At 42.2% G+C, this 24492-nt stretch carries 13 protein-coding genes; 11 read left to right on the forward strand and 2 right to left on the reverse strand.

Annotated features, from left to right (window positions below; translation table 11 throughout):
- The first annotated feature begins 128 nt into the window (after nucleotides 1-128).
- On the forward strand, nucleotides 129-878 hold the full coding sequence (locus AC57BQ_RS09740) for a GH12 family glycosyl hydrolase domain-containing protein (protein WP_496406085.1): 750 nt from the start codon (nucleotides 129-131) through the stop codon (nucleotides 876-878).
- 109 nt (nucleotides 879-987) lie between these two features.
- Here AC57BQ_RS09740 and AC57BQ_RS09745 read toward each other — a convergent pair whose 3' ends face one another.
- Nucleotides 988-1479 carry a cupin domain-containing protein gene (locus tag AC57BQ_RS09745; protein ID WP_496406086.1) on the reverse strand — a complete coding sequence of 164 codons (492 nt, stop codon included), beginning with the start codon at nucleotides 1477-1479 and terminating at the stop codon, nucleotides 988-990.
- A 294-nt stretch (nucleotides 1480-1773) separates the two neighbouring features.
- Entirely contained in the window at nucleotides 1774-4167 is a 2394-nt protein-coding gene (locus AC57BQ_RS09750) for a glycoside hydrolase family 31 protein (RefSeq protein ID WP_496406087.1), read from the reverse strand.
- Nucleotides 4168-4948: 781 nt separating this feature from the next.
- On the opposite strand from AC57BQ_RS09750, the gene AC57BQ_RS09755 reads away from it, so the two are divergent.
- From AC57BQ_RS09755 to AC57BQ_RS09800, 10 genes are all read left to right on the forward strand, one after another.
- On the forward strand, nucleotides 4949-8035 hold the full coding sequence (locus tag AC57BQ_RS09755; protein WP_496406088.1) for a SusC/RagA family TonB-linked outer membrane protein: 3087 nt from the start codon (nucleotides 4949-4951) through the stop codon (nucleotides 8033-8035).
- A 27-nt stretch (nucleotides 8036-8062) separates the two neighbouring features.
- A complete protein-coding gene (locus AC57BQ_RS09760; RefSeq protein ID WP_496406089.1) occupies nucleotides 8063-9706 on the forward strand; it encodes a RagB/SusD family nutrient uptake outer membrane protein in 1644 nt (547 codons plus the stop codon).
- Nucleotides 9707-9972: 266 nt separating this feature from the next.
- Nucleotides 9973-11649 (forward strand): GH39 family glycosyl hydrolase, encoded by a 1677-nt coding sequence (locus AC57BQ_RS09765; protein WP_496406090.1) that lies wholly within the window; start codon nucleotides 9973-9975, stop codon nucleotides 11647-11649.
- Between the two features lie 626 nt (nucleotides 11650-12275).
- Nucleotides 12276-12851, forward strand: coding sequence for an RNA polymerase sigma-70 factor (locus AC57BQ_RS09770; protein ID WP_496406091.1), 576 nt, complete (start codon nucleotides 12276-12278; stop codon nucleotides 12849-12851).
- An 86-nt stretch (nucleotides 12852-12937) separates the two neighbouring features.
- Complete coding sequence (locus AC57BQ_RS09775) at nucleotides 12938-13987, forward strand: FecR family protein (protein ID WP_496406092.1); 1050 nt, start codon at nucleotides 12938-12940, stop codon at nucleotides 13985-13987.
- 168 nt (nucleotides 13988-14155) lie between these two features.
- A complete protein-coding gene (locus AC57BQ_RS09780) occupies nucleotides 14156-17527 on the forward strand; it encodes a TonB-dependent receptor (protein WP_496406093.1) in 3372 nt (1123 codons plus the stop codon).
- A 25-nt stretch (nucleotides 17528-17552) separates the two neighbouring features.
- Nucleotides 17553-19064: a RagB/SusD family nutrient uptake outer membrane protein gene (locus tag AC57BQ_RS09785; protein ID WP_496406094.1), complete on the forward strand. Its 1512-nt coding sequence runs from the start codon at nucleotides 17553-17555 to the stop codon at nucleotides 19062-19064.
- Nucleotides 19065-19445: 381 nt separating this feature from the next.
- Complete coding sequence (locus AC57BQ_RS09790; RefSeq protein WP_496406095.1) at nucleotides 19446-20438, forward strand: glycoside hydrolase family 53 protein; 993 nt, start codon at nucleotides 19446-19448, stop codon at nucleotides 20436-20438.
- A gap of 248 nt (nucleotides 20439-20686) precedes the next feature.
- Nucleotides 20687-22045, forward strand: a complete 1359-nt coding sequence (locus AC57BQ_RS09795) for an MGH1-like glycoside hydrolase domain-containing protein (RefSeq protein ID WP_496406096.1) — start codon at nucleotides 20687-20689, stop codon at nucleotides 22043-22045.
- Between the two features lie 53 nt (nucleotides 22046-22098).
- Complete coding sequence (locus AC57BQ_RS09800) at nucleotides 22099-24459, forward strand: alpha-L-rhamnosidase-related protein (protein WP_496406097.1); 2361 nt, start codon at nucleotides 22099-22101, stop codon at nucleotides 24457-24459.
- The last annotated feature ends 33 nt before the right edge of the window (nucleotides 24460-24492 follow it).

A 24492-nucleotide genomic window follows, 5' to 3' on the forward strand; every position in this document is an offset into this window, starting at 1 on the left:
ACAATTAAATATTATTTTAAAATTATTTTGATATGAGATATTAGTATAAACAATTGAGCAATAAGTGAAAGCCCTTGGGATAATTATAGGTTTAATTTGGATAAACCAAATAAACAAAATCTAAAATTATGAAAAAAGTATTCTTATGCTCCATTTTAGCATTGGCGATGGCATCATGTCAAAAAGAAGCCAAAACCCCTGTTCCGGTTTCTGCTAATGCAGAAGTAAAGGCTAACTGGTCATCATCTGACCAATGGGCTACGTGGAATGCCGGCAGCGGTTACTATATTGAAAACGATATTTGGGGAAGCGGCCCTGGCCCGCAAACCATTTGGGCAAACACTTACAGCAACTGGGGCGTATGGGCCAACCATCCCAATACCAGTGGAGTAAAATCATACCCTAATGTAGATTACCCAGTTAACAGAACGTTTAGTACCTTGAATACAGTTACCAGCAGCTTTAATGTAACAGTGCCCAGCACTGGTGCATACGAAAGCACCTATGATATCTGGTGCAATAATTATGCTTATGAAATTATGATATGGGAAAACTGGAAGGGCGGTGTCAATCCAATTGCCGTCGGCTATAATGGCGATGGAAGTCCAATATCTACTTATACGAATGTAACACCGACTTCCGGGGGGCCAACATATACGGTCTATAGAGGCTCAAACGGATCAAATACAGTGTATTCCTTCTTAGATAATAGCCAAAAAACATCTGGAACCGTTAATATCAAGGATATCCTGAATTTTATACAGAGCAAAGGGGTAACCTTTACAACATTAGATAAGGTACAGTTCGGATTTGAGCTTACTTCATCATCCGGAGGACTTAATTTTTATTCAAACAGCTATTCGGCAACAGTTAACTAACCCTGAAAACTATTTTTAAAACAAAAATGACTGCCTCTAAAGCAGTCATTTTTGTTGGGTACTTTAATAGACATGGTCTAAGCTTTCAAGTACAATAGTTAAAAAATGGTCAATCTAAATAGTTAGCCGGGTACAATTTCTGACCATATTTTTCAGCAAGCCGCATAATCCTTTTTAGCTCTTCTTCATGCCAAACCGGTGGAGGTAAAAATGTGCCTGCTTCAACGGAGACACCTATCTCTTCAAAAAACTCATCAAGGCCCGCCGGTATCACCGTACATAACAGATGTGCCATTTTATCACTGTTATTCTTAAAGGAATGCACCTCACCGCCTTTGGGAATGTTTACAAAAGAACCTCGTTTTGCTGCGTATTTACCAGCTTCTGTTTTAAAATCGATATTGCCATCCACCACATAAAACATCTCCTCTATGTTGGCATGTGCATGCGGCCCCGGCCCACCTCCTGGTGGTACAAGCATATCAATAACAGCATAGGCTCCCTGGGTTTGTTTGCCCGAAATTATTACACGGTAAGTATCACCTACCACCGAGAGATGTTTACCTTCGCTCTCATTCACGGTTATTATATTGTCTGTCATAACAATTAGTTTTATAGTTAATTATTAAATATGTTTAAAATCGTTTATGGAAGCATAGGGTAATCAGTATAACCTTTTTCACCGGGTATATACAGCCTGGTAAAATCTATCTGATTTAATAACGTATTTTTTTCAATCCGGTTTACAAAATCAGGTGATGCTTGCCGGCAGTATGATAAAATGCCCCGTAAGCTGTGTTTCTTTTTCTACCTGTTCCTTAAACAATCTTGTAAATTCCTGTAAATATTTTTAATATCATCCATCAAACGACTAAACATACATTTGGACACTTCTCTATAGCTTTATATTAATTATTTTCCCTTCATATTGAACTAACTTATCGGCTTTTGCTGTAATTCCCACATTAGCACCTTGCTGCTCATTAACCAACACTACATTAAATGTATGTTTTTTTAGCATTCCAGGGAATTTACCATGGGTATCAGAAATAGTTAAATTGCGATTTTTATCATTCCATGATAAAATAAAAGTAGCATAGGCTCCTTTTTCATAGTCATAGTTATCATTTTCATCCTCATAAAACTTAAATCTCCCATCTGCCCCAGGATAAATACGAAGCTCAATTGGGCTACCGGATTTTTCCGTTGCATATTCAATATCGGGTCCCATTGGTATTATTGAACCTGCTTTTACGTATAATGGCATAGTATCAATAGGCGAAGCGGAATCTAATGTTTGCCCGCCATTATATTTTTTGCCAGTCCAGAAATCATACCATTGGGCAGATGCCGGTAAATATACGCTGCGGGTAGTTTTGCCGGCTGCAGCATTGGTGCCTGTATATAATTGTTCCGTAACGGGATTTACCAGGAATGCCGGCCCAAACATATATTGATCAGGAATACTGTAAACTTTTGGATCGTTCCTAAAGTCGAAGCTGAGTGCACGCATTATGGTATAATTATCTTTAGTTACCCTCCCAGCCAGCGAGTAAATATAGGGTAATAAGCGGTATCGCAATTTATCATAAGTTAACAGAATGGTTTTGGTTTTAGCATCCCAGTTATTAGAGAATAATGCTCTTTCTCCTTTGCCATGGATACGGAATATTGGGCAAAATGTACCAAACTGAAACCAGCGGGTAAATAGCTCCCGGTTTTCAGGCTTTGACCAATCAGCTGCTTGCCAGTTCAGATGATACCCACCAATATCAGATGTCCAGTAAGGCATACCGGAGGCACAGGCATTGATACCCTGAGGTACCTGTATTTTGAAAGATGCAAACGTACAACTAATATCAGATGACCATAAGGTTGTGGCATTGCGTTGCTGCCCGGCAAAAGCCTGCCTTACCAGGAAAAATGCACGCTTGCCGGGAATATCATTCCTCCATCCTTTATAAATGCCCTTGGTATGTTCTAAAGAAAAAGTGTTAAAATAATCTATTCCCCGGCCGCTGTAAAAGGTATCCTTACGGCGTTCATCAAGCAGGGTGCCATTATCCGGCTCGCACTGGTCAACCCACCAGGCATCCCAGCCATAACGTTTCACCAAACTATCACGGGCCTGTTCCCAGTATAAATCCCTGGCTTTGGGGTTATGGGCATCGTAGTAAGTATCAAATGTATGTGTAACCACATTATCCCAGGTAATATTGGTTAAATAGCCTTTACTTTTAAGTGCATCAAAATTATGGGTTCCTTTACCAAATACCGGCCATATAGAGATCATGGCATGTAAGTTTGCCTTATGCAGTTCATCAACTAATGATTTTGGATCAGGGTATCTTTCCGGGTTCATGATGTGGGAACCGATAGGCAAGGGGTCCCAATAGTACCAGTCTTGTACAATGGCATCAACCGGGATGTGGTTATAACGATAATTATCTTTCACTTTTAATATTTCCTGCTGGCTCATATACCTGTCCTGTGATTGAAAAAGGCCGAATGACCATTTAGGAAACATGGGAGCCTTACCGGTCGTTGTACGGTAAAGATCAATGATATGATCAAAATCAGGTCCGTAAAAAAAGTAGTAATCGACCTGTTTACCACTCTCCGATATATATTTGAATTTGGTGTTATCAGCTTCGGCTCCATAAAAGTTGGATGCCGAATAATTATCCCACAGTAAACCATAGCCTTTGGTTGATAATAAAACAGGGATAGCACCTGTCATGTACTTAATGGCCATGTCCTGGTTACGGCCCTTATAATTAATAGACAAAGAATCAACCGGATGGCAACCCAGGCCAAATAGAGCCTCATCCTGAGGCGAGTTAAATTGCGTGGTGCAGTTATAAGTATTTATGCCGGCAATAGTTGCTGCCAGCATGGTTTTATTATCAGTCTTATCTTCTGATGTAATTATTTTTCCGGCCATTGTGGTATAAGCAATGGCCTGGGTTATTCTATTAACCACAACTTTTAATATGCCGGTGTTAATCACTACATTTCCACCAGACTCTGTTACGGTAAAACCAACATGGGATGTCCACTTATTATTCACAACCAGCGAGGGCGATTGTGAAAACGATTTCAAAATAGTGTATTTCACTTCGATAATATCGTCACGGCATACTTTTATCTTCATTAGTCCCTTATCCAGTGAAAAACGAACCCCATCAGCTTCCTGTTTATAGGATATGATATTCGCGTTAACATTTTCAGCATTTAGCCAAAAACCGGCCAGTAGTATTAAAAACAGGATTAGTTTTTGTTTTAGCATAATTTGAGTTTGTATAATTTATATCAATTGGTGCGCATGGCATTTTATTTATTAAGTTCCACCGTAAACCCCACCGTACAATTTGGTATCGCCGGTGATAATACATAGCAGGTCCATCGTGCCCATCACTATCTTTCTAGCACTCTCGTTAATTATTATTACAGATGTGGAATTTGTTTATAAGGAGGCTAAACTATGCGGTTTTATTGGTTTGCGACTTCCTGTTATGTTTAAATATAGGTAGCGAAATGTTAACCTCAGCTGCGTAGCAGAGGCATTTTTATGTTTTCCAGTTTGTTTATATCGGGTTGCCCCGTTAAGGCTATAATTCTGTAATATCCTTATTTATCGCTAAAACCAAAACGCCTGATTATAAATCGTTTGCCTATCTACAGATAAAGATTTATTTGATATCCAGTTCATTTATCTCTTGCCTTTTCACATGATAAAAAGGAATAAATCTGCAACATATGAATACCTATTTATTAACAAAATATACCTATCACGCAAATCGCTTAAGATTATTTTTGATCGTCAAAATACTGATCCAATAGGCCAATAAATCAATTTACTCTTTTACAACGGACGAAAGGCGTTAGATTCCATTCTGCGATCGATTGTAATTCTTTATAGCTTTTTATTAGTGTTAATATAACAATTAATTACCCTCAAAATCAAATTAATAAACTTCAAACCATCAATTATGAGAATGAAAATTACTAACCTGACAAGGCTGTTAAGGCCAGCCAAATTACGGCACCTGCTTCTGCTACTGGTGTCTATGAGTACATTATCTAGTACGGCACAAACCACCGCTGTTAAAGGGGTAGTAACGTCGTCAGACGATGGTCGTCCCCTACCCGGTGTTACCGTAGTAGAAAAAGGAAAGCAAAATGGGATTATTACCCAGGGGGACGGCTCCTACTCCCTAAGCGTATCAGGAGATGCAACCCTCGTGTTTTCGTTTATCGGCTTTGGTAAACAGGAGATCAAAGTAAGCGGCCGCAGCCTGATTAACGTTAAACTACAATCGGATAACCAGGCGCTTAACGAGGTCGTGGTGATTGGTTATGGATCGGCAAGAAAAAAAGATCTGGTTGGTTCAGTGAATGTAGTAGCCGCAAAAGATGCCGGGGCCAATACCTCAACCAGTGCATCCCAATTATTGATCGGCAAAGCCCCGGGTGTACAGGTAGTCAATACCAATGGCCTGCCTGGCTCAAATGCCCAGATCATTGTGCGGGGTACCGGCTCCTTTACCAGTGTTGACCCCCTATACGTAATCGATGGTATACAGGGTGATGGAAACCTATTTAATACGATTAGCCCGAATGACATTGAAAATATCACCGTATTAAAAGATGCCGCCTCCATAGCCATCTATGGTGTTGCCGGGGCAAACGGAGTTGTCATTATCACTACCAAAAAAGGTAAAAAGGGTACGACACAGGTGTCCTTTAACTCGCAGGTGGGTTCTTCATCAGCCTGGAAACAGCTTGATCTGCTCAAAGCCAACGACTATGTTAACCTGATCAAAGATATTGTCGCAACGAACAAAGGCACTTTACCGGCAAAATTTAATACGCCGGATGTGCTTGTTGACCGTGTAGACTGGCAAAAAGCCATATTCAAGACAGCGCTGAGCACTCAAAATGATGTTAATGTGAGCGGCGGCAGTGACAAGGTTTTATACAATATGTCATTGGGCTATAATACGCAGGACGCTATTGTAAAAGACTATAACTTCAGAAGACTGAACAGCCGTTTTTCATTGGATGAAAAGCTTGGCCGATTTCATTTCGGGCAAAGCCTGAGTGTACGGTACACGACCACTAAAGGGCAGGCGGCAAGCATTGTAAATGCCATAACCTATGCTCCGTACAAGCCGATTTATGATCCGACTGTTTTGGGTGGGTATTCCATCGTTACCAACGTTGATGATAACAGCAACGTACCGAACCCGCTACAGAATTTAGGCGTTCAGACGCTAAGCAGTAATGACCTGGTACTATATCCACAGGTATTTGGAGAAGTAAATATCTTACCAGGATTAACGCTAAGATCACAGCTGGCGGCAGTATACGGCAATACCACCAATGACTCTTATCAGATACCTTTTGTGGGGTCAAACAACTTAGGTAATACCCGTCAGGCGGGCAGAATCTTCAACACTTACTCTAATTATACATTTGAAAACTACCTGTCCTTTAACCGCACCTTTGGCAAACACAATATATCAGCCACTGTGGGTACCAGCTATATTGACGCCGGAACAAGGAAAATTCTGAATGTGTTGGGCACGGGTATGTTAACCGATAATGTACAGGATATCGGGGTTGCACCCACTATTGCCAGCCAGGGTAATTCTAGCGACTATTATACGCAGTTTGGCCGTGCCATTTCTTACTATGGACGCGTGATATACACCTTTAATGATCGTTATATATTATCAGCCAGTATCCGCCGCGATGGCTCCTCTAATTTTGGCCCCCAAAACCGTTATGGTAATTTCCCGGGTGCAGGCTTTGCCTGGCGATTTATTGACGAGGATTTTATCAAATCAACATTCCCATTTCTTAGCGACGGTAAACTGCGTGTAGGATATGGTCGCAGCGGTAACAATAAATTTGGATTAACCAACACCCAGGTATTTGCTTTTGCGGGTAATCCGGCAGGTAACCTGGTATATTCATCAGGGCAAAATGAAACTTTTGTCACCGGAGCAACCGTCGCCTCTATCGCTAACCCATTGCTCAAATGGGAGCAAACCGCGCAAACCGATGCCGGTATTGATCTGGGTTTCCTGAACAACAGGTTAACAATCACAGCCGATTATTATAACCGAAAGAGTACTGGTTTGCTGGTCGCTATTCCAATACCAACCAGTTTGGGCATCGGGGGCTTAAGCGGGATCGGCAGCACTGAAGTAGTCAACGCAGCCAATGTACAGAACAGGGGTATTGAACTGCAGATAAGCTATCAGGCCAAAATTAATAATGACCTTGGTTTTAACATCAGTGCCAATGGCGCATATAATAAAAATAAGACACTATCACTTGGCGCACAGTCTCCAACACCCATTATATCAGGGGTATTTGACAATCTAAATGGTATTACCTTAACCAAACCGGGCATACCCGTTGGTGCTTTCTATGGCTACCGGGTTGATCACGTTGCTAAGGATCAGGCCGAAATAGACGCGTTAAACGCGGTCGCCAGTCAAAAATCCGGTGGAAAAACGACCGTTTATCAACCGGGTCTGCTACCGGGCGATTTTATATTTAAAGACCTGAACGGTGACGGTGTAGTTGATGATAAAGATCAACAGGTATTAGGCAGTTCTATGCCTAAATATATATTTGGTTTTAACGCAGGTGTTACCTATAAAAATTTCGATTTGAACATCGTTATTTCCGGTGTTGCTGGTGTACAATTGGTAAACTCGTTAAAATTCTTTACCGAAAATGCCTCAACCGGGCATAACGCGACTACCGCTATCCTTGGTCGTTGGGAAAAACCCGGTGATGTGGCAACATTGCCCAGGGCTGCACAAAGTGTGACCTCAACGGGTAATTTAAGGCCTTCTGATTTTTTTGTAGAAAACGGCTCCTACCTGCGTGCTCGCAACATAACACTGGGTTATACCTTCACTAAGACCGCCCTCAAATCCTTCTCCGGCAATGTATTAAGCAGGCTAAGGATCTATATAGCCGCGCAGAACCTCTTTACCATAACCGGTTATAAGGGATATGATCCGGAAGTGAGCGCTCAGGGTAGCAATGGCGATTACATATTTAACCGCGGTATTGATGACGGACAGATTCCACAACCGCGTACATTTCTGGCAGGAGTACAAGTTGGATTTTAACTACAGTAAAACATTAACGATACGAACATGAAAAAATATATAAAATATCTGATAGCCATAGGTATAACTATTATGGCAGGAGGATGTAAAAAAGACTTGAACCTGGTAAATAAAAGCGCTTATACCTATGATACCTTTTTTACCAGCGATGCGGCGATTAACCAGGGTGTAATAGCCAGTTATGCCACCTTTTTACATACAGGTTTGTGGGCCAGGGAGTGGTACTATATTTTTGATTTAATGGGTTATGATGCCAAAAATGACGCGGCACTACAGGGAGATTTACTGGGACTTGCACAGTACAATTTTTCTGCAAACCAGCCTCAGCTGGATGCGATGTGGGCATCGTTGTACCGGTTGATCCTGCGATCAAACGTGGTGATCAACCGTGCGCAGGCCTGGACTCCTGCCAATACTACCGAACAAGGCCATCAGAAGCAATATATCGCCGAAGCTAAGTTTTTGCGTGCTTACGCCTATTTTAACCTGGTTAATTTATATGGACGTGTACCGCTGCGTACGGATTATCAACCGCAACCTACTTCTGATCAAATTAATCTGCCACGTACCCCCGTTGCTGATATATGGGCATTTGTAGAAAAAGACCTGAAAGATGCCGAAACCGATCTTCCTCTCTCCTACGCAACTACCGATTATGGTCGGGCTACTAAAGGTGCCGCTACAGCATTGCTGGGTAAATCATATCTGTATGAGAAAAAATGGACCGATGCCGTTACGGAGCTGACTAAATTAACGCTGCCCCCTTTTACGTATGCATTAGCACCTCAGTATAGTGATCTGTTTGATGATCCTAACCAGGATGATCCAGGCAAAAACCCGGAAACAATCTTACAGGTAATGAACCAGGCATGGACTGACTGGGGCATTGGTAACCAATATTATCTATTTGGAGGACAGGAAGTATGGGGAGGAAAGGCAACACACTCTGCGCGCGCCCAGGAATATGGCTTTAATGACTGGAGCAATACATTTATTACGACAACTGCTGTAAAAGCATTCACTTATCCGAATCCGCAAACCAACGCCACTTATGTGGATCCGCGTGCTGCTTATACCTTTTACGGGGATGCCGCCAGTGGAGGGCAAACAGCCTATTGTCAGTCATGCGCTATCAGTTCAAGTATCCCCAAAGTACCCATTCCGTATCCTTATAAATATGATGCCAATGGCAATCTTATAACAGCGACCACCGGTTACCATTGGTTAAAATATGAATATTATAATAAAGTAGAATCCTTTGGAGGCCCGCAAAGTGGTATCAATGGCCAGGTAATACGCTATGCCGATGTATTATTAATGCTGGCCGAGGCGTACATCCAACAGGGGAATACGGGTGATCAGCCACTGGCATTGATTAACCAGGTGCGCAGCAGACCCAGTGTAAATGCCCCACTGTACCCTTCGTTAGGTGGTCAGTCGCAAGCCATGACCATATTGATGCGGGAAAGACAATTGGAATTGACTGGCGAACAATCCCGCTATTTCGATTTAATACGCTGGGGTATAGCCAAGCAGACCATTAATACAGAAAGACAGGCAGAAGATGGCACACAGCCATTTCAGGATAAAAATATTTTATTACCGATTCCTATATCTGAAAAAAATGCTAACCCAAATGTAGCCAAGGACGTTAGCAGCGACTGGAATTAGCACAGTAATATTCTTAATAAAAAGGCGGCGATCAAATGTGATTGCTGCCCCCTACATCTATTGAAAACAGCTGGTTTTTAACCCTGCATGATCTGATTAAATTGGATCATGCACGGGAAAAAACTATCCGGAAATTTGTTCATTCGATACCGAATGTCGAAGGATGTTCCTCCGGGCAATTTCTACAGACAGGACAAGCGTTCCTGAATACTTATTCTAATTAAAACTAATTAACGATCATGAGAATTTCGTTTTTTTTAACTCTTTTGCCCTGCACTGTATTATTGATATTATCGCTTCCCGGCGCCGGGCAGGAAAAAATTCCGCCGGTATCCGTGAAGGTGAATTTAATGCAAAGCCAGGAGACTCTAGCACCGGTATGGGAATTTTTTGGATATGATGAAGCCAATTATACCTATATGAAAGACGGACGTAAGTTATTGAGCGAACTTGCCGCATTGAGCCCGGTAAGGGTAAATATAAGGACTCACAATATGCTCACCTCAGGCAATGGAATCCCTGGTTTAAAATGGAGTTCAACTAACGCTTACACAGAAGATGAAAATGGAAAACCTGTTTATAACTGGAAAATCGTAGACAGTGTTTTTGATACCTATATTCAACGCGGCATGAAACCGCTTGTAGAAGTCGGATTTATGCCTGAAGCCTTGTCCACCACACCGGGTTCTGTTACCAAGCCCGCGACTACGGATAAGAGCAATAAACATTATTCCGGATGGGCTTATCCACCAGAAGATTATAAAAAATGGGCAGAGTTAGTTTATCAATGGGTAAGGCATTCTATCCAGCGATACGGTAAGACAGAGGTAGCAGGATGGTACTGGGAAGTATGGAACGAACCTGATTTAAGTTTTTATTGGAAAGGCACACCGGAGGAGTACAACAAATTGTATGATTACGCGGCTGATGCGATTAAACGAGCGCTACCTACGGCAAAAGTAGGTGGCCCTGAAACCACCAGTCCCGATGGCAAATCCGGAGGTGAGTATATACGCCAATTTTTAACCCATGTGGTTAGCGGTATTAACAATGCTACCGGCAAAAGAGGCGTGCCTCTTGATTTCATCTCCTTTCATGCCAAGGGCTCGCCCAAACTTGTCGATGGTGTGGTTTGGATGAATATGGGCAACCAACTAAGAAGCATTGACAAAGGATTTGAAATCGTTTCCTCCATCCCCACGCTAAAAAATGTACCGATCATCATAGGAGAATCAGATCCGGAAGGCTGTGCCGCATGCTCAGAAGACTTACATCCAGAGAATGCCTACCGCAACGGCACCATGTATGCTGTTTATACCGCTGCCTCCATGTCACGTACCTACGATCTCGCCAAAAAAAGAGGCGTTAATCTGGCGGGCGTTGTTACCTGGGGTTTCGAGTTTGAAGACCAGCCCTACTTTAAAGGATTTAGGGATCTGGCAACTAATGGAATTGACAAACCTGTATTAAATGTCTTCAGAATGCTGGGTATGATGCAGGGTAACCGGGTTGCGACAGAATCCACCTCTAGGCAAGACTATATCACCATCCGGGACTCCAGCGTCAGGGGTCAAGAACCCGATGTGAATACTTTAGCCACTAAAGGTCCCCATTCTGCGACGGTTATGGTATGGAACTATCATGACAAAAATGATATTAATGTCCGACCGACCCCCATCTCGGTTACGGTAAAAGGGCTTCCACAACAAAGCGTTTTATTGACCCGATATATTATTGACCAGGATAACAGTAATACATTCACGACATGGAAAAAAATGGGTTCTCCAAAGACTCCTACAGTGGAAGAGTATAAATTACTGGAAGCCGCAGGTCAGTTAAAAGAGGCTTATTCTCCGCAATATATCACTCCTGTCAACGGTGAAATGAAAGTTGATTTTGATCTGCAAAGACAAGGAATTACTTTATTAAAAATCGTTTGGTAAACTTATTTGAAAAATGAGATTAGTCGTCAGAAAATGAAAATATTTCACACAGCTATCCAAATCGTCCTTGCTTAACGAATAAATATAGGATATGCGCTTGATCTTAGGGTCAAAGTGCTTAATGCATCGAAAGGTTACAATAAGTAGGTGTATAAAAACATTTAGCGCTGATGATTTAGGGTAAATGGGATCAGAAACGGTGCGAAAATAGTATCCTGGGCATGTCGCATAGATTCCGGGGAATGTATTTTAGCGGCCAGGGTAACATGAGGACAATATATTGAGACAAGACAGTACAGGATGCGCTCCGAAAGTATTCTACTATTTTTGTTATAACCAATTTGACGTCAAAAACCATAGGGTTTTAGCCTGTCTTTCTTTTTAAGTTCAGTAAATATGTATCTAAAGTTTTTAAAGACAATTTCCTTTATGATCACTTTTTGCATATTCGAAATTGCGGGATTATCAGGGATGTTTTCACCATTAAGGATACAAGAAAAATGCATAGCAGCGTCATTTTTCATTCCACCTTTTGGTTTACTTTTTAAACAATAGTAAGACAAATTCTATATGATAACATCAATGTATAAACTAAAAAGTCGCATAACAATTTCTTAAATAATTCCATGAAAAGCGAAGGTGGTCATGCTGATTCAATTGTCATAATGAACTTGAAAAACAGTGATGGCATCGCCATGATCATGCTTTATGAACGATACTGGAAAAAGTTATACTTGTCTGCTTACAAAATATTGAAAGACGAAGAATCCTGCAAGGATATCGTACAGGATGTTTTAATAAAGATATGGAGTCACAGGGCGCAATTAAACATCACCACAAGTCTTTATAACTACATGGCGGCGGCAGTCCGCTACGAAGTATATCGCAGGATAAGAGATGGCAAACGCTATGAGCCGATTATGGACGAAATCTTTAACGCACTTCCCCTGTCAGCTGATGATAACTCGTTGGAACAAAAAGAATTGGAACATCAAATTGCGTCGTTCGTAAGTGCACTTCCTCCAAAGTGCAAAGAAATATACATCCTGAGCAGAAACGAGCTTTTGTCGCATAAAGAGATCGCCGAAAAGCTGGCAATTTCCACCAAAACGGTTCGAAATCATTTGACGCGGGCATTACACGAATTGCGCGTCAATATTCAACATTTATATTTTTTGATCTTCCTCCTGCTATTTAAATAAACAATAGGAAAAATAATTTTTTTCCAGGCTAGGACATACCCCTCCCTTTTTACTCTTTACAATATCCTAATAATAAAGAGCTAATTGTGATCAGAAAAGAATTCATAAAATTATTGGACAGGTATTTAGCAGGCAATGCTTCCGAGAAGGAAAAAGAACTGTTAACAAAAATATACCGGGAGTTGGAAGATAATCATGTTGTGGACGATGAACAATTGGCGCACATTGATTTACTTGAAACAGAAGTTCTCAATAAATTAAAGCGTTCGTTAAATGATCCCGAAGATTTTTCCGAAAAACAACATGTATATAGTCGTAATTCCATTCAGAAAAAAATATGGCCCTTGGTAGCGGCCAGCTTTCTTGTAGGAATTATAATTACATGTTCCTATTGGTTATACCAGCACAATCCAGATGATTTCATCAGCGAGGTCGCCAAAAGAGATCCCCAGAATTTTATCACCTATTTTAACCAAACAAAAGGCGACAAGAAAATTATTCTTTCCGATGGCAGCTATATTATTTTAAACAGCGGCGGAAAAGTTGGTTATGCCCGGAAGTTTTCTGCTAACAAGCGGGAAATATATTTAATAGGTTCCGGCTTCTTCCAGGTGACCAAGGATCACACAAAACCTTTCTTAGTTTATACCGAGCGATTGGTGACCAAAGTTTTGGGAACCAGCTTTCTTGTTAACAATGCCCATAACGATACCTCCGCAACCGTAACAGTCAAAACAGGAAAAGTATCTGTTTTCAAAAAATCCAATTTCGTTACTCAAAATGAGGCGCCCAATCTGAATGACGGCATCATTATTACGCCAAACCAGTTGGTTGCCTTAAATAAACAGCAGCAACTGGTTAAAAAAATCACTAAAAACCCGGATATTCTTCAAAAAAACAAAGCCAATTATTTTGATTTTGAAGCTACGCCGGCAGCCGTTGTTTTCAAAAAGCTGGAACAGGCGTACGGCATTAAGATTATCTATGACAGCGAAAAACTGCGGACGTGTTCGGTCACCGCTCAAATGGGGGATGAAACTTTCGACAAAAAACTCATGCTGATATGTAGCGCCATCGATGCTCATTACGAAGCCAGTAACGGTAATATCATTATTTCATCGGATGGCTGCAATTAACCAATTAAGAAATTAAAAGAAAGGGAGAAACATGAAAATAAAATGACGCTTATAAAAAAAGACAGCTAATGAACCAACATTAACTGCCTTAAGAAGAACCGCAATTCCGATCAAAAAAGTTGCGGATAGTTTAATCCAATTACGAACCGAATCAAACCAAGTAAAAATATGAAAAAAGGATTACCTTTTTCATTAGCTATTGCTATAATGAAAATTTCGATTATACCTGCTATTATTTTGATGTTTGCTCTTTGTGCCCATGCAGGGATCTCTGCCGGACAGGAAGTGCTTAATAGAAAAATAACCGTGGATATTAAAAACCGGGATGTAACCTATGCTTTTGATAAGTTATCCCACGAGGCTCATGTGAAATTTATTTACAGTCCCGAGGTTATTAAGGCCAGAAGAAAGTTAACGCTGAATGAAAACAACAAAGAATTGCACCTCATTTTAGATAAGTTATTCAAGTCCCTTGACCTGAAATATGAATATGTCAATGATTATATTTTAGTGACAAAGAGAAAGAATGAAACAGGTATTACCGCACAACCAGACTCTTCAATTCAGCCTGATCAGGAAACTAAATCCGTTAAGGGAACAGTAAAAGATGCAAAGGGCGAAGCATTGACTGGTGTGAGTGTTTTAGAAAAAGGCACACATAATGCAACAACTACAGATGCTGGCGGTAAATTTCAGATCAGCGTTACGGACGAGAAGGCGGTATTAATATTTACTTACATAGGCTTCACCGCTCAGGAGGTACCTGTTGGAAGTAACATCTTCCTCGATATTAAATTAGTTGAGGAGTCCAAGGCCCTGAATGAGGTGGTGGTCGTGGCTTACGGTACCAGTACCCGCAAAAACAACACTGGTGCTGTTCAAAGTTTGAATGCAAAGGAACTGCAGGACCAACCAGTTGCCCAGCTGACGCAGAAACTTCAGGGACAGTTATCTGGTGTGCAGATCTCCCAAACTACCGGAACACCGGGGGCGGGAATGTCGGTTCGGATCAGGGGCGCCGGCTCCATTTCAGCTGGCACCAATCCTTTATACGTTGTAGATGGTTTACCTATCGAAGGAGATATCAGTAATATCAACCCGGATGAAATTGAAAATATTTCTATTCTGAAAGATGCCGCGGCTACTGCTTTATATGGCTCACGGGCCACCAATGGCGTGGTATTACTAACGACAAAACATGCGAAAAAAGGACAGTCTACTGTCAGTCTGAATGCGTATGCCGGGGTACAGTCGCTTCCACAAAAAGGCAGGCCAGATATGATGAACGCAAGAGAGTTTGCCCAATATCAAAAAGAAATTGCAGAACAAAAAGGGCAGACAGTTGACCCAGCTTATGCCAATCCATCCCAATATGGAGAAGGCACAAATTGGTACGATATTTTATTCAGGACTGCGCAGATCCAGAATTACAGCGTTACGGTTGCCAGCAGTAAAGACAAAACAAATTCCAGCGTCACCGTAGGGTATTTTAACCAGGACGGCGTGCTACTCAATTCAAATTATAAAAGGTACTCAGTCCGGTCAAATACCGATTACCAGTTGAATGATTTCATCAAAATTGGCTTCAATGTGGCCCCTTCCGTATCTGTCTCACATTCTCCGCAGGCCGATGGTGTTTGGTATAATCAGCCGAGTATTATAGAGGGAGCTATATTAACCACACCTTTGGCACCATATAAAAATGCGGATGGCTCTATACCATTGACGGCAACAGGTCCCGGGCTTTTCCCTAATCCGAACTGGTATAATGTTTTAAATGTCGTAAAACGGGCCACTACAGTTAACCGGGTATTATCAAATGCTTACGTAGAAGTGACTCCAATAAAGGGCCTGACCTATAAATCATCGATCAACATTGATTTAAATCAAACACTTTTCAATAATTTCAACCCTTCTACTGCGGGTAAGCTATTTGCAGCTCCGCCACAACCGATCACAGCCGTCAACCAGAACCAGTTATATTACACCTGGTTAACAGAAAACATCCTGTCCTACAAGAAAGATCTGGGGCAGCATCACTTTGATGTCCTGGGTGGTTTTACAGCGCAGAAATACCGACTGCAATCAAGTTATACCAACGCTTCAGATTTTCCCGATGACCTGGTGCAAACTTTGAATGCCGCGAAAACCACCATAACAACTAGCGATGTTCAGGAATGGTCTTTGGTGTCGTATATCGGCAGGTTGAATTATGATTTTGCGGGCAAATACCTGGTATCCGGTTCGATCAGAAGGGATGGGTCCTCGCGATTTGGCTCAGACACCAAATACGGGAATTTTCCATCAGCATCAGCAGGCTGGATCGTCAGCAAAGAAAAGTTCATGGAAAAAATCCCGCTGGTCTCTTTTTTTAAACTCCGCGGAAGTTATGGAAGCACCGGTAACAATAACATCGGGAATTATACGCAATATGCCAATGTGAGTTCCACAAACTATGTGCTTGATGGTAGTGTGGTCAGCGGAAGAAGTGCCACAAGTTTGGCCAACAACCAGTTGGGCTGGGAAAAGTCGACGACAGTGGATATCGGAGCTGAGCTCGGCTTTCTGAATGATCGGATTTCTTTCACATACGACTATTATAACCGAAATACCAATAATTTGCTTTATTCCGTCGATGTCCCCAGTTCATCCGGTTTCAGTAGTCTGATCACCAATATCGGCAAGATCAATTTCTGGGGCCATGAATTTTCAGTAACCACCCAAAATATGGTGGATAAATTTAAATGGAGCACGAATTTTAATATTTCCTTTAACAGGAATAAGGTATTGCAATTGGGTACGGCCAATGCAGCTATATATGGAGACAATACCATTACAGAAGTTGGCAAGCCTATAGGTCAACTCTATGGTTTTGTATTCGAGGGACTAAACTATACGCAGACTGATCTCCAAAACAATCCACAATACATTGGAGCCGCTGTAGGAACAGCCAGGTTTAAAGATGTAAATGGCGACGGAACGGTCACCTTTGACGACAAAGACAAGACTATTATCGGGGACCCGACACCCAAATTTGTATACGGTATCACGAATAATTTCTCTTACAAAAATTTCGATCTCTCCATAGTGATGGCCGGGCAATACGGCGATCAAATTGCCAATCGGATGTTGGAATTCGCGGGTAACATCGACGGCGTGTTTAATGTTTACAAAGCGGTCGCAAGACGCTGGAAATCCCCGTCCGACCCAGGAGATGGCTTTTACGGCTCTGCGGGATCTGGCGTATCCGGTTTTGACCGGACGTTTAGCACGAGATATATCAATGGCGCCAGCTTTCTGACCGTGAAAAATGTAACATTCGGATACACCTTACCTTTAAAAGAGAATAAATACCTGCGTTCGATCCGGTTCTTTGCCAGTGGCCAACAGCTATTTGTATTTACTAAATATCCGGGGATCAATCCTGAAGTTGGCGGAACCAACAACGGCGATCAAGCATCAGTTTTGAACCTGGGGCTTGATTATGCCACCTATCCGGTTCCAAGAACCTTCACTTTTGGCGCGAACTTTAATTTTTAAGATTGATATTAATATAAAACCAATCATGAGAAAATATATCATCACAGCTTCGGTAGTATTATTAACCTTTACCGGTTGCAAGAAAGATTTCCTGAATTTAACTCCAATCAGCAATATAAGTGCTACCAACTTTTACAAAACGGAAAGCGATTTCACCCAAGCTAATATAGGGGCTTATGCTGCCTTAAGAGGCGTCTATGGCAACACGGACCGTCCGGGTTATGGTGCCTGGATCATGGGCGAAATGAGGTCCGATAATACAGTCTTTATCTTTAACACGAGAGACGGAGGGCAGCTTGGGCGTGCTGATGTTGATGAGTTTATAGATAACACCTCACAGATTGCAACGCAATCAAAGTATACCAATGATTATGTGATCATCGGACGGGCGAACCAGATACTAAAAAGTCTGGAAAGTGCAACGTTTACGGAAAGCTCCAGGAATATTTTTAAGGGAGAGGCTTTATTTTTAAGGGCCCTCGCCTATTTTGACCTTGTACAGTATTTCGGTGACGTACCTTTACAACTGACACCTGTAACAAGCTATGAAGAAACACTGACTCCCCGTACCGCCAAAGCCACCGTTTATAACCAGATCCTGGCTGATGCAACGACAGCAGCAACCTTATTGCCAGCCAAATCAGCTCAACAGGTCGGGAGAGCTACCTCAGGCGCTGCAAATATGTTGTTGGCTAACGTTTACATGGTCACCAAGGAGTGGGCCAAAGCAGAAACAATTCTGAAAACTATGATCAGTTCGGGCGCCTACAGCCTGGTAAGCGATTATGCACAGGTTTTTAGCCCGGCCAACAAAAACAATTCCGAATCCATATTTGAGATCCAATACAGCGATAATACTTCTGCGGGGGTTTATAGCGTTTTTGCCTATCTCTTTCTACCGACCCTGGATGATCCCGGCGTAATTCCAGGCTTCCCGAGTAGCGCAACGAATGGAGCCGGCGGTGGCTGGAACACGCCTACACCTGATTTGATTGCTGCCTATGAAACAGGCGATGCAAGAAAGGCGGCTACCATTGCAACGGTTACAATCGGCAGCGTTACCTATCCTTATTTAAAGAAATATGTACACGGAGCAGCAGTATTCCCGATAACCAACGATAACTGGCCGGTTTATCGTTACGCGGAAGTTTTATTATTTTTGGCGGAGGCGTTAAATGAACAGGGAAAGACGGGTGAAGCAATTCCGTATATCACCCAGGTGAGAGCAAGAGCCGGCTTAACGGCGATCACGGTTACAGATCAGGCTTCTGTAAGGTTAGCTGTAGAGCACGAACGCCAGGTAGAATTTGCCGGTGAAAACAAGCGTTGGCTCGATTTGGTACGGACAGACAGGGCAATTTCGGTCATGAATGCTCAAGGATTGAAGGTAAAAGCTAACCCTGCAGCCTATTACTATCCACAAGGTATAGTGCCGTCTCCTGTATCATACAATGTGCAGGCCTTCAGGTTGATCTTCCCAATACCGAACAGGGAAATAACCCTTAATCCCAAACTCATACAAAATCCGGGATATTAAAAAAGTAAGGGATAAGCTCCGAGAAAGTGAATGCTTACAAACCAAATAGATGGGATGATTTGGTTTTAAGCCAAATTAAATCTTGTCCTGATGAAAGAATGGTAAGTAAAGCGGTGTATCAAAGCTATCTGTACACCGCTTGCTTTATTCCCGATTTAGCAACCACCTGGATTTTAAACCCAAATCTAACGGCGACTTAGCCTTTTATTTTAAATAAGCTCATTCGCGCAAAAGATTAGTATGAACGAACAACACGGGCTTCTATAACGCTTAATTTAACTTAGACAAACCAACAATTAAATTTTTATGAAAACTTTATTCTGTGCAGGTGCTTTAGCACTTGCTTTAACTTGTGGGTGTACAAAAGAAAAATTCGCATCAATGGCAAAACCTGATTCGGCAAGCAATGATGCAAAAACGTTAAAAGTTGATGCAACGTCAACGTTTGCTTACGGAGCCGACGTTAGCTGGCTCCCCCAGATGGAGGCTAATGGTTATATCTTTAAAAACAGCAGTGGTGTGCAGGAAGATTGCCTGACAATATTAAAAGAGAAGGGTATTAATGCGGTAAGATTGCGTACCTGGGTCAATCCATCCTCTGATCCTGCAAATGGGCATTGCAGCGAAACCGAAACCGTTGCGATGGCGAAACGATGTAAAGCCGCGGGTTTAAGGGTTTTAATTGATTTTCATTTTGGTGATACCTGGAATAGTGTGGGCAGCCAGGTTCCGCCAGCTGCATGGGCGAGCATGACCTACACCCAAATGCAATCGGCTATGTATAATTATGTATATCATTTTATGAATGATTTGAAATACAATGGTGTTACACCAGACTGGGTGCAAATAGGCAATGAAGAAAACCTGGGTATTTGCGGTTATACTGGCAGCATTGCCCATAACCCAGTACAAATGACGGGTTTATTAAATGCAGCTTATGACATGGTAAAAGAAGTGTTCCCATCAACGCTCGTCATCATTCATCTGGCTCAACCACAAAATCTTACCAGCATTGAATCATGGTTCGATACCTATCAGGCCAATGGCGGCAAATGGGACATATGTGGTTTTTCATCATATGCAAGTAAAACTGATGCACCTAATATTGCGCCAAATTTTGCCACGATACAGGCCCGGTATGGTAAACCTGTAATGGTTGTAGAGGTCGGAGGAGCTGAAACAAAGGCCGCTGATACAAAATCGGTTATCACCACCTATATTAATTATCTGCAAAATAACCTGCCCAGCGGTACCGGGTTAGGTGTGTTTTATTGGGAACCCGAAGGTTATTCACCATTTACATCCTATACTTTGGGAGCCTGGGACCCAACAACAAAACAACCAACCGCCGCTTTAGATGCATTTATTCATTAAAACCGTTAGGTGTTCATTCAACAGGTTGGATATTTCGGGAGACTTAACCATGTAATTCCGTCCTCCGGGTTCATGTAATTGTTGGAGGTGTATCATTAAATTGGTTCTATGTGTAAGAATCAACCTGAATAAAAACACCAACTGGTTTCAAGCTAATCCGTTCGACCAACTACCAAAGACAGTGCATGATGCACGCTTAAAGCTTATTGTTTACATTTAAACTTCTACAACCGATCGTATAAACCAATATGAGAAAAAACATAATCGTCTTTATGCTGATCTTTTCTACAGGATCATCATTCGCACAGCTGCCCGACAGCGTCGCCGAAAATATAAGAGTGATTAAAAAATACGTATTTCAGGACTATAAACAAATGCTCAAACAACCAACCGGCGTCTTGCATTACCCTTTTATCACGCCAGGAAGCAAATCCTATGCGAGCGTCCTTTGGGATTGGGATTCCTGGTTAAGTGATATCGCCCTTCAACAGATATTGCAGGATGCAGGAACGGCAAGTGATAAGCGTGATGCTTTGCCTTATGAGCAGGGCTGCGTCCTCAATTATCTGGCATATACAGATTCTGACGGATACATGCCGATTGAAATCGATATGGATTCAGATCCGGCTAAAATCAAGCCTGCAGATATTTACAGCACGAACATGCATAAACCCGTAATCGCGCAACATGCCGCGTTTTTGACCAAACTCAATAATGGCGATGCGGAATGGTTACGTGAAAGATTTGGTTTTATGCAGGCCTTTATTAGAAATTACCAGACCCATCACCGAAATCAGGAAACGGGGCTTTTCTTTTGGCAGGATGATCTGGCAATCGGCGTAGACAATGATCCCTCCACCTTTTTTCGGCCAAAGCGCAGTTCGGCTTCCATTTTCCTGAATTGTTTGATGTATAAGGAATTGAAAGCGATGGCTTATTTGTCGGAGTGCCTGAAGCTGAAAGATGCCGGTACTCATTATGAACAGGATGCTGAAGCGCTAAAGGCTGCTATCCAGCATAACTGCTGGGATGAAAAAGATGGCTTTTATTATTCCGTTGACCTGAACCTGCGGCCCATTACCAATGAACCGTCAATTGTTTTCGGGCATCCATTTGTCCTGCATCAGGGGATGCCCCGCACCTACTCCGGTTTGATCCAACGCATAGGCGTATGGTCTGGCTTTATGGCCATGTGGGCAGGCGTAGCTACACCCGAACAGGCCAAAAGAATGGTTGCTGAGAACTATCTCGACAAACGTACGTTCAATGCTCAATATGGCATCCGCACCTTATCTAAACTAGAAAAAATGTATAGCCTCAAAGCCAGCAGTAACCCATCCAACTGGTGGGGTCCGATATGGGGTATATCCAATTATATGACCTACCGCGGTTTGCTAAAATACGGCTATAAAAAAGAGGCGACAGCATTAGCCTGCAAGACCATTATGTTGTTTGGCAACGATTTCAAAAAAGAAGGTGCTTTGCATGAATATTATGATCCCGATACCGGCGCACCTATCATGAATAAAGGCTTCCAAAACTGGAATTATTTGGTCCTGAATATGATCGATCAACTAACGGGCCAAAAAACCATTGGAGAGTTTTGATGATGGATATTACTAATTGGCCGAATAAGATAAAAGTCAATAAATCAGCTCTGTTGATCATTATAATGATATTTTGTGGCACAACGGCCATGTGCCAGCCAGAGTCAATAATCAATCCTGATCTGCTGAATAAAAGATGGGCGGCCCAATGGATAACCTGTCCCAATATCTCTTTACAGGATTATGTCGTCCTTAATTTTAGAAAAGCATTTAACCTGAATAAAAAGCCAGAAAGCTTTATTATTCACATTTCCGGTGATAATCGTTACAAGTTGTTTGTTAATGGCCATGAGGTATGCAACGGCCCGGCCAGAGGTGACCTTGCTCATTGGCGATATGAAACTATTGATATTGCTGACAAATTGGTCGGGGGCAAAAATGTCCTGGCAGCGGTAGTATGGAATTTGGGTGAATTTATACCAGCTGCCCAAATAACAAATAAAACGGCTTTTATTCTGCAGGGAGACGGTGCCGTTGAAAGTATCGTAAACACCGATGACAATTGGAAAGTATATAAAAATGAAGCTTATCAAGCACCAGAAAAGCGGGCACTCCAGACCGTCGTGGGACAGGGGGAACGGGTGTACGGGCCAAAATATCCTTATGGCTGGGAAAGCATAAGTTATGATGACACAGACTGGAAATCTCCCAGGATATTAAGTCATGGTTTCCCTTATGGGAAGTCTGAAGGTTGGGACTGGATGTTGGTTCCAAGAAATATTCCCTTTTTGGAGCACCGGTTTCAACGGGTAAATGCTATTGTACGGATGGAAAACATACAGATTGATCAAAAGTTCCTGGCAGGCAGAGCCCCGGTACATATCCCCGCTCACCAAAAAGCCACTATCCTGTTCGATCAGCAAAATCTTACCACAGCATATCCGGATCTGATCATCAGCGGAGGAAAAAATGCAGTAATCACGATAGGTTATGCAGAAGCACTGACTGATCATCACGGTGAAAAAGGTAACCGTAACGAAGCATTCGGAAGAACGCTACACAGTGACTTTTATGATACTTTCACAGCGGATGGCGGACAAAACAGGCACTTTGAAACTTTATGGTTCAGGACTTTTCGCTACCTGGAACTTACTGTTGCCACCAATGACGACCCGCTTACCATCCAGGATATTGGTTCCTATTTCACAGCCTATCCTTTTCATGAAAATGCTTATTTTAAAAGCAACGACACCACCCTGTCTAAGATCTGGGATATAGGCTGGCATACCGCCCGGCTTTGCGCGGGCGAAACTTATTATGATTGCCCATATTATGAACAATATCAATATATTGCCGACACACGTATCCAGGCACTTATTTCGCTGTCCATTTCCGGGGATGACAAGTTAATGCGCAATGCAATTGAGCAGTTCCAGCAATCCATATTACCCATGGGATTAACACAAAGCAGATACCCAAGTTCCCGGGCACAGATCATTCCGCCCTTTTCATTATTCTGGATTAGTATGGTTCATGATCACTGGATGTACAGGGATGATCCTAAATTCATCAAACAGCAGATAAATGGTGTTCTCAATGTCCTGGATTGGTACCAACAACATGTTTCGGCAAATGGAATGCTTGGGCCAATGGACTGGTGGAATTTTGTAGACTGGTCATTTGGGCCGTATAGTTTGGAAAAACCCGTGGGTGGCACGCCGAAAGGCGCTATTGATGGAAATTCGTCGATCCTGACCTTGCAATATGCCTATACCCTAGAACAGGCCGCTGACCTTTTGGAATCTACGGGAGGCCGAAACCAGGCAAAGTTATATCGTACGCACGCCGGGGCCTTGGTACAAAAAACAAAAGCGCTTTGCTGGAATAAACAAAAAGGGTTGATAGCCGATTCCCCGGAGCAGGATAGCTATAGCCAGCACGCAAACATTATGGCAATATTAGCTGGAATGTTTGATATAGCCGAAGAAAGGGAAATCATCAATAAGGTATTACATGAACCCAAACTTACCCAGGCCACATTATATTTTAAATTTTACCTGGCGCAGGCCATGAATAAAGCAGGTTTGGGAGATCAATACCTTGACCAATTACAACCCTGGAAGGATATGATCAGTTTGGGATTGACAACATTCGCAGAAACTCCTGAACCTACCCGCTCAGATTGCCATGCCTGGAGTGCGAGCCCTAATCATGACCTGCTGACAACGGTTTGCGGTATATCTCCCGGTAGCCCGGGTTTTAAAACCGTAAAAATAGCACCTCATTTAGGCAAACTGAAATTTATAAAGGCAAAAATGCCACACCCCTATGGGGATATATTAATCTCTCTGAAAAAAAAGAATGATGAGGAACTGGAAGGTGAGATTATTTTGCCGCAAAACCTTACCGGGGTATTCATTTGGAAAGGAACAAGGTTACCTCTTCATTCAGGCAAACAATTAATAAGATTGTAGCAAATTTAATTAAACAGAGTGAGAACGCTTAAA

It is taken from the genome of Mucilaginibacter sp. BGA-UO-ETr-C110 (assembly GCF_059567985.1).